Origin of the sequence: Variovorax sp. V116, from assembly GCF_041154435.1 — a bacterium.
Taxonomy (GTDB): Bacteria; Pseudomonadota; Gammaproteobacteria; order Burkholderiales; family Burkholderiaceae_C; genus Variovorax; species Variovorax paradoxus.
Genome location: NZ_AP028662.1, coordinates 1,102,907 through 1,115,477, shown reverse-complemented (window position 1 = coordinate 1,115,477; position 12,571 = coordinate 1,102,907). Strand labels below are relative to the sequence as shown.

Genomic DNA, 12,571 nt, shown 5'->3' with positions numbered 1-12,571 from the left:
GCCATGCAAATCACTGGAAGCCAATCCATCGCCGCGCCGCGCCAACAGGTTTGGGCGGCCCTCAACGACCCTGCGATCCTCAAGGGCTGCCTGCCCGGCTGTGAGTCGGTCGAGCGTGTTTCGCCCGAGCTCTTCCGTGTGGTCGTCGTGTCGGCCATCGGTCCGTTGCGGGCCAAATTCAACGGCGACTTGCGTCTGACGCAGGCACAGCCGCCGGAGTCATGCGTGATGGTGTTCGAGGGGCAGGGCGGTGCCGTGGGGTTCGGCAAAGGACAGGCCACCGTCGAACTGCTCGACGTCGGCAGCGCGACCGAGCTGCGCTATTCGGCGCAGGCACAGGTGGGCGGCAAGCTCGCGCAGATCGGCTCCCGGCTGATCGACAGTGTCGCGCGGAAGATGTCGGATGATTTCTTCGAGGCGTTCCGCAAGCTGGTGGTGCCCACGCCGGGCCCCTCGATCACGGCCGAAGCCGACACGGCAACTCCCGCGAGCGCAAAGCGTAGCAGCGGTGTCGCCGTGTGGGTGTACGCCGCAGCCGCAGTCACGGCGGTCGTCTTGGGCGGCGTACTTCTGCGCTGAGACCGGCTGGCCACTTCAAATGAAAAGCTACTGAAGGAGACACTGGATGAAGGCCTTTCGAATACTTGCCGCAGTCGGCGCAATGGCGGCTTCTGTCGCCGCCAACGCGGATACGTGGCCAAGCCGCCCTGTGAAGATCATCGCGCCCGCTCCACCGGGCGGCCCCTACGACTATGTCGCCCGGGCGCTGGCAGACGGCTTGCAGCGGTCGTTGGGGCAGCCGTTCGTGGTGGAGAACCGTGCCGGGGCAGGGGGCACCATCGGCGTGGATGCAGCGGCGAAGTCCGCCCCCGACGGCTATACGCTGGTGGTGGGCTCCACCGGGCCGATGTCGGTGGCCCCAGGAATGTTCCGGAAACTGCGCTACGACCCGGAAAAGGACTTTGCGCCCGTGGCCAGGCTCGTGAAGATGCCCGGCTACCTCGTCGTTCACCCCAGCCTGGGCGTTGACAACGTGAAGGATTTCCTCGCCAAGGTTCGGGCTGATCCCGGCAAGTTCTCGTACGCGTCGGCGGGAAACGGGTTCTCGCAGCACACCAACATGGAGTTGCTGAAGAACATGGCCAACCTGTTTGTCGTGCCGATCACTTATCGCGGCAGCGGTCCGGCGGTGACGGATCTCCTTGGCGGCCAGGTGCAGATGATGATGGAGCTCGGTCCGGTCGTGATCCCGCACGTCAAAGCGGGACGGTTGAAGGTACTGGCTGCAAGTACCGCGGTACGAACCGAGGCGATGCCTGAAGTGCCGACATTGAACGAGAGCGGTGTCAAAGGCTTCGATGCATATACCTGGTTCGCGCTGTATGCACCTGCCGGCACGCCGGCCGACATTGTGCAGAAGCTGCACGCCGAGACTGCAAAGGTGCTGAATCAGCCCGAGCTGAAAGCACGCCTGGCTTCGCAGGGCGCTGAAGTGGCCTTGACTACGCCGGCGGAACTGGCCGTGTTCCAAGCCGCCGAAACGAAGAAGTGGACGTCGGTGATCCACCGAGCCGGCATTCTTCCCGAATAGCCATGCAAGGTCCGCTCAAAGGCACCCGCGTTGTCGAGATTGCCGCCATCGGGCCGGCGCCTTTCAGCGCGATGCTGCTGGCCGACATGGGCGCGGACGTGATCCGCATCGAGCGCAAGGGCGAGCGGCCGCGTGCAGGATCCGGAACGGCGGATGTCCTGCAACGGGGTCGCAGGTCGATCGCGCTTGACCTGAAGCAGCCGGGCGCCGCCTCGGTGGTTCTCAAACTTGTTGAGCAGTCCCACATGGTGATCGAGGGCTTCCGGCCCGGCGTGATGGAGCGCCTTGGCTTGGGGCCGGACACTTGCCTGGCGCGAAATCCTGCGCTCGTCTACGGGAGAGTGACGGGCTGGGGCCAGCAAGGGCCGTTGGCTCAACGCGCCGGTCACGACATCGATTTCATGGCCATTTCCGGTGCGCTGTATGGCATGGGGGATGCAGATCGGCCGCCGATGCCACCGTTGAACCTAGTAGGAGACTTCGGTGGCGGCGGCATGCTCCTCGCCTTTGGCATGGCGTGCGCGCTGATCGAAGCTCAGCGCAGCGGCCGCGGGCAGGTCGTGGATGCGGCGATGAGCGACGGGTCGGCACTGCTCATGAGCATGCTGTACGGATACCTGGCCATGGGGCGCTGGAAAGCGGAGCGCGGTGCGAACTTCCTCGACGGCAGCTCGCCGTTCTATCGCTGCTATCTGTGCGCCGACGGCAAGTGGCTGGCGGTCGGCGCGGTCGAGGCGAACTTCTATCGCGAGCTGTTGCGCCGCTGCGGCCTCCCCGAAGCTCTGCTTGACAGTCAATGGGATGAACCGAGTTGGCCGCAGACCCGGCGGCTCTTCGAAGAGACCTTTCTCACGCGGGCGCGGGACGATTGGTGCGAGCTGCTGGTTGGCGTCGATGCCTGCGTGGCACCGGTGCTGGACATGCACGAGGCACCGGCGTTCGCGCACAACGTGGCACGGGGCACCTTCGTGGAGATTGACGGTGTCACGCAGCCGGCTCCAGCACCGAGGATGAGCATGACACCCGGGAAGGCTGGACGCATCGCCGCGCCAGGTGAGGACACACGGGCCATTCTTTCCGACCTCGGGCTCAGCGACATGGAGATCGAAAGGCTCCAGGCCGAGGGAGTCTGCTGAGGCGAAGCACTCGGAAGTTCCGTCATGCAACGCTGATGCGAAACGCGATCGATCGACCCGTGAGCCAGGCTCGCGCTTCGTGAGAAATCCTCGTTTGCCGCGCGGCCTTGTCCGCAGACAAACTGCCTTCTTTACCGGAGATAGTCATGAGCGAACAGATCCGCATCGAACAAGACGGCCGCGTGCTGCGCGTCACCTTCAACCGGCCCGAGGACAACGGCGTGTCGGACAGCATGGCCGCCGCGCTGTCTGCCGCGCTGGCCACGGCCCACGAAACCTCGGACGTGGTGGTAGTGAGCAGCGTTGGACCCGACTTCTGTACCGGCCGTATCCGCGATGCGGGCGGGCCGCCTGCGGCAGAGGCCTATGCCCGTCGACCGGAGTACGACGCCATCTTCAATAGCTACAAGTCGGTGCGCTCCGCCCAGGTGCCCGTGGTGGGGATCTTGCGGGGCCGTGTAATGGGCTACGGCACTGCGCTGGCGGCACTCTGCGATGTCAGCTTCGCAGCCGATACGGCGACTTTCAATATTCCCGAGATCACCCACAATGTGATGCCGACCATGGTGATGTCGGCGCTGTATGACCGCGCGAATCGCAATGCCATTCTGTGGATGGCGTATTCGGCTGAGTTCATCGACGCAAAGCAGGCCAAGGACTGGGGCATCGTGAGCCAAGTGGTGGCACAAGACAAGCTCGACGCGACCGCCGCCGGCTTCCTGGACGTTCTCCTTTCCCGCCCGCGCCCGGCGATCCTGGGACTCAAGGAGTACCTGCGAGTCGCCCCGCGCATGGATGAACAAGCGGCGATCGACTACGCACGTGCACTGCACTCGATGGTGAACACCTCGGCAGCGATGAAAACGGCGCACTGAGCGTACGGCGAGGAGGAGACAAAACATGGCCCGTACGCAAGTCCGACGCCGCCAGTTCCTGTTGGCAGGTGCGGCCCTCACGGCAAGTCCGTGGGCGCTGGGCCAGGCCACCGCGAAGACGGTCAAGATTCTGGTTGGATTCCCGGCGGGGCAGGCGACGGACGCTGTAGCCCGTTTGATGGCGGAGAGTCTTCGAGGCACGACGGCCCAAAGCTACATCGTGGAGAACCGGCCGGGGCAGGGCGGCAGTATCGCCTTGTCGGAGTTGGCGCGTGCGCCGGCGGACGGCAGTGTCATGATGCTGGCGCACATGTCGGCGGTTTGCACCAATCCGCATCTCTACAAGCGTGTCAGCTACGATTCCCTGAAGGACTTCGAAGCGGTCGGCCTGGTGGGCGACCTTCCCTTCGTGCTGGTTTGCCACGCGGCCCTTCCAATCCAGAACGTTCAGGATCTGATCGCCTACGCAAAGGCGAATCCCGACAAATTGTCCAATGCCTCCTCCGGGAACGGAACCGTCTCGCATCTGGCGATGGAGGAATTCAAGCGTCGAGCCGGAATCTCGATCGTTCATGTGCCGTACAAAGGTAGCGTGCCTGGACTGACGGACGTAGCGGCTGGCAACGTGTCTATTGCGCTTGAGACGGCGGCCGGCGTGGCGCCTCTCATCCAGAGCGGCAAGTTGCGGCCCCTGGCCGTCGGAACAAGCCGGCGCCTCGAAGGGATGCCGAATGTTCCCACGATGCAGGAACAGGGCCTGGGTGATTTCGATGCCGCCACCTGGCTCATGGTGCTGTATCCGCGAGGCGTGCGGAAGGAACTCGTCCATGGCACTTTTGAAGCGATGCGGACATCGTTGCGAACACCGAGCGTGGAACTGAGATTGATCGCGTCGAACTGCCTGCCGCGGTACAGCGTCGACCCCGGCACCGCGGACAGCTACCTGCGCGCGGAGTACGCAAAATGGGGCGAAGTCGTGAGACGCAGCGGCGTCAAGCTTGAAGGCTGAGCTGGACGCAAGTGGTTCCGAACTTCCGACTCCTTCCCTGATCCCTATGTCCGAAGCTCTTCTACTCATTGACAATCCCCGTCCCCAGGTCCGAAGGTTCACCCTCAACCGGCCCGAAAAGCGGAACGCGCTTTCCAACTCCCTTCGCACCGAGCTGTTTTCGGCGCTCGAGGCTGCCGACAGGGACGAGTCAGTCCGCGTGAGCATCATCCGCGGTGCGGGGACGTGCTTCTCCTCAGGCTACCAACTCGGCGGTGGAAACGATGCGGATCAACCGTACTACACACCGGACGGCATCGGCCAATGGCCGCGGCACGTGGTCGAGGGGTCCTTTCGGATCTGGGATCTCGCGAAGCCGGTGATTGCTCAGGTTCATGGCTACTGCCTTGCTGGCGGCAGCGAGCTCGCGACGGCCTGCGACCTGGTCTATGTTGCAGAGGACGCGCAGATCGGTTATCCGCCAGTACGCAGCATGAGCCCACCCGACATGCAATTTCACCCTTGGCTGATGGGTTTGCGCAATGCGATGGAGATGATGCTTACGGGAGATTCGATCAGCGGAACGGAAGCCGTCGAGAAAGGATTCGCGAACCGAGCCTTTCCGGCGGAAGAGCTCGGGAAGCGCGTGCTCGAGATGGCAGAACGAGTCGCAAAGGTGCCCTCGGATATTCAGCAATTCAACAAGCGAGCGACCCACAGGGCCATGGAGATCATGGGTGTGCGTGCGGCCATCCGTGCGGGGACCGAAATGCAGGCACTGGCCTTCTTCACGCCTTCCAGCATCGCATATCGCGAGGAGTTCGCCAAGGGCGTGCGTCACGCGCTCTCCATTCGCGACGGAAAGTTCGGGGACTATCGCGAAAGTGGAAAAGAGTGCTGACTGAAGTGGTCGTTCGAAGTGCAAGTGGTGCTCGGGCCGCTTTGCATTGATGGGTGGGGAAATCTCTCGCCCCCAGGGATGACCGGAAGGCGTTGCTGTAAAGAAGTGACGAAGTAAGGCATCCATATCATCCGTCAGTCGCGATAAGTCTTCTTATCACAATAGCAAGTTCATCCGGCTAAACTGGCGGGCATGAAAGTACGCACCGTCGGTGGGGCAGGGGCCGGAGATGGCGATTTCCCCAGCGCTTCGCAGCTGGCCGCGTTGCGCGCCTGGTACGCGGGCCTGCCGGCGCGCGCCGCGGTGGTGCAGTATCTCGGCGAGAGCAGGGCCACGGGACAGTCCTCCCGCGCCATGCTGGGCGATATCCGGCGCCAGTTGGCGAGCTACGCGCGGCTGCGGCACCGCGACGACCTGGCCTCGCTGATCGCGCACCCGGTAGCCGAGCGCCAGCAACGCGCCCGAGCGGTCAGGGATGCCATCGAGAAGCTGCTGGGCTTGCCCCTGCCTGTGCCGATGGTGACGGACACCGTCGATCGGTGGCTGCCGACGCGCGCCGCGCGGGCCCTGCAAAACGCCGGCATCCGGACGCTGGCCGATCTGACGGTGCGGGTGCCGCGCCGACGCCGATGGTGGGCCGCCGTGCCCGGCCTGGGGGCACGCAGCGCGCGCCAGATCGAGGAATTCTTCGCCGCCCATCCGGCGTTGACCGAGCGGGCGAGGGCGCTGGTGATCGTGCCGAGGACCGAGACCGCGCCGTGGGAGCATCTGGTTGTGCCGCAGGAGGTCGATGGCTCACGGGGCACCTTCCGGGCGCCGCAGGCCACCTGCACCCTGTCGGCGAGCAATGACTACGAGGCCGTCCAGGCCTGGCTGGGTCTGCAGGACGCCGCGGCGACCCAGCGCGCCTACCGCAAGGAAGCCGAGCGGCTCATGCTGTGGGCGATCCTCGAGCGCGGCAAGGCGCTGTCGTCGCTGACGACCGAGGATGCCGTGGCGTACCGCGCCTTCCTGCGGCGCCCAGCGCCGAGGGAGCGCTGGGTCGGACCCGCGCGGCCGCGCGCATCACCAGAATGGCGCCCCTTCCAGGGACCGCTGGCGCCGCGCTCCGTCGCCTATGCATTGTCCGTGATCGGCGCGCTGTATCGCTGGTTGATCGAGCAGCGCTATGTGCTGGCCAATCCGTTTGCCGGCGTGAAGGTCAAGGGAGCAAACCGTGGCGGCGCCCTTGATGCGTCCCGGGTGTTCACAGAGCACGAATGGACACTGATTCGCTCCACCGCCGACGGCATCGAGTGGATCGGCGGATGGAGCGAGGAGGGCGCCCAGCGCCTGCGCTTCGTGCTGGATTTCTGGTACGCGACGGGCCTGCGGCCCAGCGAGATGGTCGATGCCCGACTGGGCAGCATCGAGCACGATGCGCAAGGCGACGACTGGCTGCATGTGGTCGGCAAGGGCAGCAAGCACGGCAAGGTGGCCTTACCGCTGCTGGCACGAGGTGCGCTCGATCAGTATTTGGCGCAACGAGGCCTCCCTGTAACCCGGTCGCGCTGGAATCCCAAGACCGCGCTGGTGCCCGGCCTGGCAGAAGACGGGACCGGGATCAGCGCGTCACGCTTGTGGTCGGTCATGCGCCGCTTCTTCCTCCACGCCGCGCAGGCCTTGGAGGGTGTGAGCCCGTCCACGGCGGATAAGCTCCAGCGTGCCACGCCGCACTGGATGCGGCACACCCATGCGACTCATGCGCTCGCGCGCGGCGTCGAGCTGACGACCGTGCGGGACAATCTGCGGCATGCCTCCGTGGCGACCACCTCGGTCTATCTCCATACCGACGAGGTCAAGCGGGCACGGCAGATCGGGGAGGCATTTCCGGCTTCCACGAGAGTAATGTAGTCACTGGTGCCCGCGGTTCGAGGAGGCGAATTTCGAGGCGCGTTGTCCCGATGAAGGGAATGAACTACGGCGTTGAAATGAACGAGTTACAGCTCTCGGCAGCCCAACTGCAGGATCTTTTGCTCAAGCTCGTAGATCGGATCTGCCAATACTCGACCGGGAATCTCGCCGGCCTTTCCGGTAAGCGAGGTGTACGTGATGGGGGCAAGTCCTTTAAAGTCCGACGGGAGCTTCAGGTCTTCTTCCATCTGGGGGATCAACAAGAACGTGCGCTTGCGGCCAAGCCTTGACATGAAAAAGCCCAGTTCGAAGATGACGTTGTCGCGAGGGGCGGCTGATTGGGTTCGCCTTGACCGAACAATGTCATCGGGGTGTGCAATAGCCACCCCGAAGTCAGCTTGATCCACCTCGCGTTCCAACACTTCCAGCGGATACGAGCCTGGCGGAAACATGTCCTCATCCGACCAGATGAGTGAATCCGCTTCCGTGTACTTAAGGCCGTGTCGGATCGCTTTCGCTACAGCAAGACTTTCCTTTGAGCTGATGAAAAAAACGCGCGGTCGCGCATTAGGCGATCGGATGAACGTGTTCCGCTGCTGCAGCCGTGAGGCAAGCTCCGCTGCAATCAGACGGTAAACGCGAGGTTGCACCATCGCGACCTTGTCCAAGGTCTCCGGCGAGACCTTCAGCGCGACAGTCGGCTCCATCGCGGTAACGGTTGCGGAGCGAGTGATGAGCGGATTCACTGCGGACGCTTCGCCCACAGTCACATTTTTCTCCCTTGGGTAGAGGTACTTGCCTTTGACCGACAGACCTACCTTTCCAAAGAGCAAGAAGTACATGTCGCGATCGATACCGTTCTCTTCGATGAGTACTTGTCCGGCCGCGAATTCGATCACCTCGCCCGACTCCGCGAGGGCGGTTGCCACCTCTCTGTCGCCTTGGATAACGGCTTGTGCCAGCAAGGCCTCGATGAGGACGGCGTTGTTCTGAAAACGCTCAATCAGAGCCATGTTCTCTCTCCTAAAATCATGATCATGGACCTCCACTCTTCGTGGATAGCCTCTTCCTCGGAGCCGTGCAGCCGTCCTCGCACAGGCGCGACGTTTCGCCGAAACCCGTGTGCCGATCCTCGAAGCTCGCCGTCCGAGTCCAGCTTGACGATCATCAGCACCAGGAACGTCGACTGTTGCTCGTCGTCCTCTACCAACTGCTGCATCTGGTGGACGTCTGCGTCGCTCGGCGTTGCCGGATAACTCGGATGCGAGTGCCACTCGCCCAGATAGTTGTATCGCTCTGGCTTATGTCCTACCCGGTCATGGAAACGTCGAATGAATTCCCTGTGCTGAGTCGGATCGCGCTCGAAGTTCGAATTCGTGCCGTTGCTTTGCACGGACAAGTCGATCACCAGGAAGCGTCCGTCCCCGATCTGCTCGGCCGCCAAGACGCCACCAATTTCGTTCAAGCCCGCGGCGAGGAGCGAACGTTTCAGTTTGCGAACGCACCGAGGATGGAGGAGAACATCAATCACGCGCCGGACTCGCCCGCATGCCGCATGTCCGCCGTCGCTTCCTCGTCTTCCTCAGCGATGCTGGAGGTCCGGATGCCAGACACATCGATCGGACGCACATCGAAAGGCTGCTCGAACAACCATTCCTTCCGCAAACCGATGACGTACACGGAATCCGGGTACTCCGAGCCGGTTGCTCCACGCAAAGCATCGGCGGCGAATTGGGTGAGGTGTGCCGAGATGACGGAGACATCCGCGTCGTCCGCGATCATGGGAGGTTGGTCATCCGGGCCGGCCGCATAGTCGATGCCTGCGTCAGGAGGCGGATCGGGGAACCCGGGGGTATGGAACCATTGGTGTATGTTCTCGCGCACATCCAGGGCCGAGGCCTCGATGCCGGGACGGCTCCGGGCGATATACCCGCCAAAGCCGCCTCCGAAGACTCTTCCCCAGACCATGGGAATGCCTTTGTCTTCTGATACCGAGCTCGCGTAGACAAAACCCTGCCCGCTGCCGGTCGTCTCGATGATCAGGTCACATTCTTTCAGGGCGGTCAGGCACGCCATCAAAGTTTCGACGGAGGTCTGCCCTCCCAAATGATTGACCCAACCGTCGACCTTGACCTGTGCATTGATACGCTTCAGCCGCTCTGCGAGCCCCTCCGCCTTGTGAGCGCCGACCTCCGCCCAGTCCAACTCGTTTCGGACCAGATTGCCAGGCTTCAGGACATCAGAATCGACGAGGAAAAAATCTGCGATACCCATGCGAGCGAGGGACGTCGCAACCTTGCTGCCCATCGACCCACAACCCAGGATTGCACATCGCTTTCCTGCCAAGACTGCATTGCGTGCCGGCGATCGCTGCTGCTTGTCCATGAGTACCTTGATGATGTTGTGGGTATGGTTGTCCTTGCCAAGGAACTTGGCAAGGACGCTTCCATCGAGAACGCCGACCACGACGCCGTAGCCGTTGAATGGGATCGAGGAAAAGGCCGCCCACCGTTCGTCACACGGCATGTCCCGCGAGGTCAACGCCCGAAAGCGCGGGTCGCCAGTCTCGACCATTGCAATGCGGCCGACCCCATCTTTCTGAATCCCCACTGAGCTTGGAATGGCCGGATCCGTCCATCGGGCATGCTCAGGCGATCCGGAAATACCAACCCCTAGGCTGACGCACGACTGGTCAAAAGAGCTTGTCCGGAGATCCAGCACCCAGACACCCGGCCCCCGTCGCTGCAGTTCGGCCAACAGTTCATCGGTCAAGACCAGCCGCGCGTACTCCCAGCGCAGCAACTGGCCTTCGGTGAAGCGGTGCTCGGACGGGACCTCTCCACGGCGCCCGACCTCATCGATTGTGGCTTCGGTGTCAAGCAGGTGTCGGGCGCTCCGGAGTACGCCGGCGCCGTCAAACGACTTCAACCAAGTATCCGCGCGGATCTGCAAGCAGAGCTCGCCAGTGCCCCACTGATGCCTTGACCAACGCTGTTCGCCGATTCTGGGCAGCAGCCGCGGCGGTGCAGAAGGGTAGATGAACGGGTATTCCAGGCGCGCCTGCCGCAGCTCCCCTCCGGCTTCGAAGTCGATGTCGGCGTGCACGGTGCCGGTCTTCGCCGCGATGTCCCACTCGATGGACTTGACCCATCCCTCCCGTCGCAGAGATTCGAGAACCTCACGCTCGTGGGCCATGCGGCGGGGCCGCCGCTCGTACCAGTACATCAGGAGAAGCCGGCCAGTGTTCGCGAGGGTTGCGCGGCGGTCTTGCCAAAAGCAAACCCGGCCGCTGCCGCTGTCGCCGGCTTCAGCAGCCCAGGGCTCTGCGCCGCACCTCTCTTATCGGCGGCGGTGAGCTGGAGTGCCAGCGCAATGAATGCTTCCATGCTGCGGACCGGCCGGGCGGTCCGGCGCAGCAGTTCGCCGCCCGGGTCTTTGAGAACCAGCAGCGCCCCTTCGCCGTGCGGCACCAGCGCCATCGGCACCGCGGCCCAGTTCTCGTGCAAGGCGCTGCGGAACGCATACTCGCGCTGGAGCGTGGCCAGTGTGGCCGGGGCGACCTGGCCGCGCCCTGCAACAAGCCAGGATGCGCAGCCGGCGGCGCTGGCGCGTTCCAGGCGCGGCGTGCCTGTGCCCAGGTCGTAAAAATCCCGCGAAAGCAGGCCTGCACTGGAGAACTGCTGTTCGACGGTCTCCTGTACCGCAGCAAAAATATGCAGACGGCCGTGTGCGGGCTCGGTTTCCGCGCGATCGACGTAAAGGGTGCTGTCCGGGATCTCTGCCTGGCGGCGCTCGCTGAGTTCTTCTTGTCGCATGGGGGTAGCTTCCGAAGGAGGTTCGGTTCTGGACATGCCTCTGTGCGATCCGGACGCCCCGGTCCGCTGCTGCTCGGCATGGTCTTGAGACGGGTGTCCTTTCGCTGCGTATCTATTGGAGCGCAAATGCCCGCGTGGAGGCAGTCGGGAGCGTTGGCGTGTGTTAGGCGTTGTTAGGCCTGGCCTTCAGGGTGCTTCACGTCGCGCCGCAAGGCCGACGACTTGGAAACGTAGTGTGTGCAATTCCAGCGCTGACACATAGGCATACGCGATCTGTGCCGGAAGGGGAGGGCGCGACAAACAATTCATTCGCTCTCTCTACCCAAGCTCACTTCACTACCAAGGAAATCACCATGAAGCTCTCTCGAATCGCCAGTGCTGCCTCGTTCTCCATCCTTGCCGCTCTCGTTGGAGTGCAGGCCCATGCCGAGGAATATCAAGGCGTGTTGCAGACGCACTCGACGCTCGCCCGCAGCGACGTTCGCGCCCAGGCTGTCGCGGCTGCGCACGCCGCAGATCCCTATGCCGATGGCGCCTCTTCGGGTGTGGTTGCGGCGCTGCCCTCCACGCTCGACCGTTCCGCAGTGCAGGCCGAAGCCCGCGCCCTCGCTCACGCGCCGGCCCAGAACCTCTATGTCGAGGCCTTCGTCAACAGCCGGGTGCCTGCCCAATACGGCATCCACGGGGTACTCCCGACGCGCCAGGCGGGCATCGCCGATGGCGTGACCTTGCGCTGAACGCCGGAGCCCCAGCATGACCACGAGATCCAACGTGCTGATCGGCATCGCGGCCGTTGCAGCCTCGGTCGGCATATTCACCGCGGCGGCAGCGCCGTCCGGAGGCGACATACCCGCCAGCGCCGCGCAGACCGCGCCCGAGTTCCAGAACATCGACCAGTGGCTCAACTCCCCGCCGCTGAAGCTGCAGGACCTGCGCGGCAAGGTCGTGCTCGTCGACTTCTGGACCTACACCTGCATCAACTGCCTCAACCACTTGCCCTACGTCCAGGCGTGGAACGAGAAGTACAAGGACAAGGGCCTCGTCGTCGTGGGCGTGCACACGCCGGAGTTCGCGTACGAGAAGTCCACCCGGAACGTGCAGGACGCGATCAGCCGGCTGCAGATCAAGCACGCCGTTGCGCAAGACAACCACTACGCCACCTGGAAGGCCTTCAACAATCAGTACTGGCCGGCGGTCTACCTGATCGACAAGCAGGGAAAGATCGTCTACTCGCACTTTGGCGAAGGCAGCTACGCCACCACCGAGAAAAAGATCCAGTCGCTGCTGGCCGAACCGGCGCCCGCGGCGGGAAGCTGAGATGAGGAAGCTCTGGTTCGCGCTGCTTTTCCTTGCGGGCGGCTTTGCGCTTGAA

The 12,571-nt window shown here is 63.5% G+C and carries 13 protein-coding genes; 9 read left to right on the top strand and 4 right to left on the bottom strand.

All coding sequences use genetic code 11. From position 1 onward, the window contains the following. Positions 1 to 3 precede the first annotated feature (3 nt). The 7 genes from ACAM58_RS31300 (at position 4) to ACAM58_RS31270 (ending at position 7,384) form a co-directional block, all read left to right on the top strand. The gene (locus ACAM58_RS31300; RefSeq protein WP_307596835.1) at positions 4 to 579 is read left to right on the top strand and encodes a carbon monoxide dehydrogenase subunit G; all 576 of its coding nucleotides are present in this window, start codon (positions 4 to 6) and stop codon (positions 577 to 579) included. A gap of 46 nt (positions 580 to 625) precedes the next feature. Next, positions 626 to 1,591, top strand: a complete 966-nt coding sequence (locus ACAM58_RS31295) for a tripartite tricarboxylate transporter substrate binding protein (protein ID WP_307596834.1) — start codon at positions 626 to 628, stop codon at positions 1,589 to 1,591. A gap of 2 nt (positions 1,592 to 1,593) precedes the next feature. Further along, the gene (locus ACAM58_RS31290; protein ID WP_369664674.1) at positions 1,594 to 2,727 is read left to right on the top strand and encodes a CaiB/BaiF CoA transferase family protein; all 1,134 of its coding nucleotides are present in this window, start codon (positions 1,594 to 1,596) and stop codon (positions 2,725 to 2,727) included. Positions 2,728 to 2,873: 146 nt separating this feature from the next. Then, positions 2,874 to 3,602 carry an enoyl-CoA hydratase/isomerase family protein gene (locus ACAM58_RS31285; protein WP_369664673.1) on the top strand — a complete coding sequence of 243 codons (729 nt, stop codon included), beginning with the start codon at positions 2,874 to 2,876 and terminating at the stop codon, positions 3,600 to 3,602. A 25-nt stretch (positions 3,603 to 3,627) separates the two neighbouring features. Continuing rightward, a complete protein-coding gene (locus ACAM58_RS31280) occupies positions 3,628 to 4,611 on the top strand; it encodes a tripartite tricarboxylate transporter substrate binding protein (protein ID WP_307596831.1) in 984 nt (327 codons plus the stop codon). A 46-nt stretch (positions 4,612 to 4,657) separates the two neighbouring features. Beyond that, positions 4,658 to 5,491: an enoyl-CoA hydratase-related protein gene (locus tag ACAM58_RS31275; protein WP_307596829.1), complete on the top strand. Its 834-nt coding sequence runs from the start codon at positions 4,658 to 4,660 to the stop codon at positions 5,489 to 5,491. A gap of 192 nt (positions 5,492 to 5,683) precedes the next feature. Further along, positions 5,684 to 7,384 (top strand): phage integrase family protein, encoded by a 1,701-nt coding sequence (locus ACAM58_RS31270; protein WP_369664672.1) that lies wholly within the window; start codon positions 5,684 to 5,686, stop codon positions 7,382 to 7,384. A gap of 86 nt (positions 7,385 to 7,470) precedes the next feature. Here ACAM58_RS31270 and ACAM58_RS31265 read toward each other — a convergent pair whose 3' ends face one another. From ACAM58_RS31265 to ACAM58_RS31250, 4 genes are read right to left on the bottom strand one after another with little or no spacing between them, the layout of a single operon-like run. Then, positions 7,471 to 8,397 carry a TIR domain-containing protein gene (locus ACAM58_RS31265; RefSeq protein WP_369664671.1) on the bottom strand — a complete coding sequence of 309 codons (927 nt, stop codon included), beginning with the start codon at positions 8,395 to 8,397 and terminating at the stop codon, positions 7,471 to 7,473. Then, complete coding sequence (locus tag ACAM58_RS31260; RefSeq protein WP_369664670.1) at positions 8,388 to 8,915, bottom strand: Mov34/MPN/PAD-1 family protein; 528 nt, start codon at positions 8,913 to 8,915, stop codon at positions 8,388 to 8,390. The genes ACAM58_RS31265 and ACAM58_RS31260 overlap by 10 nt, the downstream gene beginning before the upstream one ends. Further along, entirely contained in the window at positions 8,912 to 10,609 is a 1,698-nt protein-coding gene (locus ACAM58_RS31255; RefSeq protein ID WP_369664669.1) for a ThiF family adenylyltransferase, read from the bottom strand. Before ACAM58_RS31255 ends, ACAM58_RS31260 begins: the two co-directional genes overlap by 4 nt. Next, the gene (locus ACAM58_RS31250) at positions 10,609 to 11,199 is read right to left on the bottom strand and encodes a hypothetical protein (RefSeq protein ID WP_369664668.1); all 591 of its coding nucleotides are present in this window, start codon (positions 11,197 to 11,199) and stop codon (positions 10,609 to 10,611) included. The genes ACAM58_RS31255 and ACAM58_RS31250 overlap by 1 nt, the downstream gene beginning before the upstream one ends. Before the next feature lie 353 nt (positions 11,200 to 11,552). On the opposite strand from ACAM58_RS31250, the gene ACAM58_RS31245 reads away from it, so the two are divergent. Together ACAM58_RS31245 and ACAM58_RS31240 are read left to right on the top strand one after the other, a co-directional pair. Beyond that, positions 11,553 to 11,936 carry a hypothetical protein gene (locus ACAM58_RS31245; protein WP_015866194.1) on the top strand — a complete coding sequence of 128 codons (384 nt, stop codon included), beginning with the start codon at positions 11,553 to 11,555 and terminating at the stop codon, positions 11,934 to 11,936. Between the two features lie 16 nt (positions 11,937 to 11,952). Beyond that, on the top strand, positions 11,953 to 12,516 hold the full coding sequence (locus ACAM58_RS31240) for a thioredoxin family protein (RefSeq protein ID WP_369664667.1): 564 nt from the start codon (positions 11,953 to 11,955) through the stop codon (positions 12,514 to 12,516). Positions 12,517 to 12,571 lie beyond the last annotated feature (55 nt).